Here is a 2,850-nt window from a genome sequence, read left to right on the forward strand (position 1 = left end):
TGGATTTGTGATTCAGGTATGGGAGTGTGCTCTTTCTTTATACATACTTTACGACACTTCAAGACTCATTCATGAAAAATCAACTCCTGTCGAAATTGCTATTGCATTATTTTTAGATATTGTTAACCTGTTTTGGATGATATTTAATTTATTAAATATGCTAAAAGGAGAAGAATAGGGGGTTTCAAATGAAATTTGTGTTTATAGTTGAGGATAAAAAGGATTTAGCACTTGTTGACATTGTGAAAGAAAATATCGTTCAAAAAAATATAGAGTTCATCGTTTATACTATAGATGAAAACTTAAAAAATTCTGATTTCAGGTTTATATCCGAAAACCTTGAAAAAACAATTACAGAAGTTTTAGAAAAAGAAAATCCCTATATGATTATTCTTCATAAGAAAAAGGTTGACCCTTTTATAAGTATAATTTCAAAACCAGAACACATAAAAATCTTAGATAAGTTTAAAAAAGCAAATTTCTTATTTTTAGAAGAGGGGACAACAAAAATTGAAAAAATAGGAATTATTTTGGATTTTGAAAGTGAGTATGATTTTTCAGAATTCATACAGGAAGCCTATAAAATTTCAACTATTTTAGATGGAGAGCCAGAATTTGTGTTTTCCTTTTATGAAGAATACTACGAAACAGCACTAATGAAAACCCATACAGGAGCAGAAGCAAAAGAAATAATAAACCAGATGAGACAGGAAGAAATAGAAAATACGAAAACAATAATAGCAAAAGCTTTAAATGGAGAACATGCCAGGTTAAAAGTTTTAAGTGGAGACCCAAAAAAAAGAATTCCACTTTATCTACACGAAAATAAATTTGATTTAGCTGTTCTCTCACACCATACAAATCATCTGGATAATTACATTTCAAATATTGAAATATCAATAGCAATAATATAAAAGGGGATAGATAATGGAGCATCACACATTACTTGAAGTTTTTGGAATTCCTATAAACCATACGATACTTTTCTGGCTTTCGGTAGCAATTTTTATTGGAACTTATGCAATGATTGTTGCTGAAAAATTCTTCCATCGGGTTCCTGCTGCCTTATTTGGTGGATTTTTAGCAGTATTCATAGGTCTTTTATCCCCAAAATTGGCATGGGAATCAATTGACCATAATACAATATTCTTACTTCTTGGAATGATGGTAATAGTTTCAGTACTGATTGAAAGTGGATTTTTCTCTATTCTATCTTTAAAGGCTCTACAGATAACAAAGGGAGAACCTTTAAAGATACTTGTAGTTTTCACTTTATTAACTGGAGTCTTATCTGCATTTTTAGATAACGTTACTACAGTTTTATTTATGATACCTATACTTATAGGGCTTACTGCAAGGTTAAAGTTAAATCCAATTCCATATGTTATAGCAACAGTTTTAGCATCAAATATTGGGGGAACTGCTACTTTAATAGGCGACCCACCCAATATTATTATAGGTTCTCTTGGACACTTTACATTTATGGATTTTATTGTAAATATAGCTCCAATAATAATACTTACACATATAGTCGGAACTATAGCATTTATATTCTACATGAAAGTAAGAGGGGACTTAAAACCTAAAATGACTGATGAAGCAGAAATTGAAGAATTAATAAAAGAGCAAAAAGCAGAATATGACATTCAGTTAATGAGAAAAGGCTTAATCATATTTGGAATTACTATACTGCTGTTTTTTATGCATCATATCCTTCACTTAGAAGCTGGAACAATCGCGCTTTTTATGGCATCTATTTTACTTTTATGGACAAGAGAAGACCCAGAAAGAATATTTGAAAGGGTTGAATGGACTACTCTTATGTTCTTTGTTGGTCTATTTATAGTTATTGGTGGTATGGAACATACAGGTGTGTTTGAAGAGGTTGCACATATAACTTCAGGACTTTTAAAAGAGCCTATGTCTAGTATATTAATTCTTGGCGGATTATCTGCAATTATATCTGGAATAGTTGATAATATACCATTTACAATGGCAATGGCAAATGTACTGATTGATTTTGCAAAAACAGTAAACTGGAATACAGAACCTCTATGGTGGGCACTTGCTCTTGGTGCGTGTCTTGGAGGAAACTTAACAATAATAGGCGCATCTGCAAATGTTGTCGCAGCCGGTCTTGCAGAAAGAGAAGGATATCCTATTAAGTTTGTTGACTTTTTAAAAATGGGAACACCTGTAACAATTGTTACTGTTGTATTTGCTCTTGCTTTGTTGTGGCTAAAATACTATATTTTCGGCGTATAAAAACTTTAGGAGCATAGTTGCGTATGCTCCTTTATTTAAATAAAAGGATATGTAATTTCCTTTTTCTGAAAAATATTCAACTTTTTCATAAAGTCTTCTATAATCACCTTTTATTCTTCTATTTTTTAGAACATCAAGGAAAAAATCTAATGTAAACCCTTCTCTTTTTAAAATTTCTTCATAAAACTCCTCACTTTCTTCAAGTTTAACCTTATATCCCGGTATTGTCCAGAATTTAGGCAGTTTATCAATGTTTAAATTTGATGGAATAAAAAACTCTATATTATTTTCAAACAATATTTCTCCTTGAAATTTTTCCCCTAAATAAAGTTTTAAACTTTCATTCCATAAATATGATAGATATGCATCTACAAAAAAATTTTCCTTTTTTGACAGTCTTTTCTTATTTGATAAGAGTATTTCTCTACCTTTTTTAATATTAAATGATTTTACTCTTTGGGTGTCGTAATAATTTATGAAATAAGAAAGAGTTTTCTTCACCTCAAAATGCTTTTTTACAGAAAAAAAATTTCCTTTAAGCATACCTATTTTGATTTTTTTGTTTGTTTTCCCTAAAAATTTCAG

Annotated in this window: 4 protein-coding genes; 3 read left to right on the top strand and 1 reads right to left on the bottom strand. The window is 30.2% G+C overall.

Translation table 11 applies throughout. The features are described from left to right. Nucleotides 1-7: 7 nt before the first annotated feature. From HG1285_RS20650 to HG1285_RS04995, 3 genes are read left to right on the top strand one after another with little or no spacing between them, the layout of a single operon-like run. A complete protein-coding gene (locus HG1285_RS20650) occupies nucleotides 8-178 on the top strand; it encodes a Bax inhibitor-1 family protein (protein ID WP_343122637.1) in 171 nt (56 codons plus the stop codon). Nucleotides 179-197: 19 nt separating this feature from the next. Further along, complete coding sequence (locus HG1285_RS05000) at nucleotides 198-914, top strand: hypothetical protein (RefSeq protein WP_157560655.1); 717 nt, start codon at nucleotides 198-200, stop codon at nucleotides 912-914. Nucleotides 915-927: 13 nt separating this feature from the next. After that, complete coding sequence (locus HG1285_RS04995) at nucleotides 928-2,265, top strand: ArsB/NhaD family transporter (RefSeq protein ID WP_008288503.1); 1,338 nt, start codon at nucleotides 928-930, stop codon at nucleotides 2,263-2,265. On the opposite strand, the gene truD is transcribed toward HG1285_RS04995, so the two are convergent. Further along, nucleotides 2,239-2,850 (bottom strand): tRNA pseudouridine(13) synthase TruD (truD, locus tag HG1285_RS04990; RefSeq protein WP_032496864.1); only part of this gene is annotated, 612 nt, incomplete at its 5' end. The genes HG1285_RS04995 and truD overlap by 27 nt on opposite strands.

Source organism: Hydrogenivirga sp. 128-5-R1-1 (assembly GCF_000171895.1).